The sequence below is a fragment of the Staphylococcus sp. 231237_7MaSpsaltlick genome (assembly GCF_043107035.1).
In genome coordinates, this window is the sequence record NZ_JBICNX010000155.1 from 1 (window position 1) to 1063 (window position 1063).

At 35.1% G+C, this 1063-nt stretch carries 2 protein-coding genes; both read left to right on the forward strand.

The window, feature by feature from the left end; all coding sequences use genetic code 11:
- Positions 1–421 precede the first annotated feature (421 nt).
- Entirely contained in the window at positions 422–562 is a 141-nt protein-coding gene (locus ACF91D_RS30580; protein WP_031917823.1) for a ribbon-helix-helix domain-containing protein, read from the forward strand.
- A gap of 57 nt (positions 563–619) precedes the next feature.
- Positions 620–1063 (forward strand): replication protein (locus tag ACF91D_RS30585; protein ID WP_392438507.1); only part of this gene is annotated, 444 nt, incomplete at its 3' end.

Consider the following 1063-nt stretch of genomic DNA (forward strand, 5'->3'; position numbering starts at 1 on the left):
ATTGGGGGGTTTGGGGTTTTACCCCCAACAAGGGTATTTGCAGAACGAAATGAGCGTTAGCGAATGAAGTGGCTAGCAAATACGACGCTTGCCAAACCACATTATAACTTGTGATAGGAGAAATACTTTTGACGAACAAAGAAATAATGATAGCCACTTCAGTGGCGATTGGTGCAGTTGTAACTTGGATTAATCCAAGTTAACAACCAATCCAAATCATTACTTTCGATATCGTGAAGTCAAAAGGAAATTCTATTACAAGTAATAATATGGTGGGTTTTGACTTTAGGTTTTCAACACTGGGGTACTACGACCCCCCAGTGTTGTTCATTGTTCACGGTCACTTTTTGTGTATAAACGATTGAATTATGATGTTATTTTGTGTATTATTGACTGTAATAATTGAAAGGTGGTTACAATTATGAGTAAAAGATTGCAAGTGACTTTGAAAGATGAGATGTCGGAAAAGTTAGATGAATTAGCGAAATATTTAGGAGTTTCAAAAAGTGCGGTAATTGCGTTGGCTTTGCAAGATTTTGATAAAAAGCATAAAAATAGATAAAAAAATACTGCCATGTGGCTATGGCAGCATAAACTTGTATTCGGAGGTAATTATATCATGGCAAATAAAGCATCACAAGGTAATGTAAGAACTAGAAATTGGACGTTTGTAATTTACCCAGAAAGTGTTTCTGAAGGTTGGAGAGATATATTAGATGATGAACATATACAATGGGTTGAATCTCCATTACATGATAAGGATACTAATCCAAATGGAGAGATAAAAAAGGCTCATAAGCATATATTGGTTATGTATGATGGGGTTAAAAGTTATAATCAGATATTGGAATTGACCGAAAGAATAAATGCGACTGTTCCACAAAGGTGTGGTTCTGCTAAAGGTCTTGTTAGATATATGTTGCATATGGATAATCCTGAGAAATATCAGTATGATCGTGAAGATATGATTGCTCATGGTGGAGCAGATATTCTAGAGATGTTAAAACCGACGTCTGCAAGCAGATATGAGATGTTTAAAGAAATGACTTCTTTTATAGTTGAA

What these genes read in the sequence shown, in the direction of transcription:
- ACF91D_RS30580 (WP_031917823.1), top strand. Translation starts at nt 422, where the DNA reads ATGAGTAAAAGATTGCAAGTGACTTTGAAAGATGAGATGTCGGAAAAG.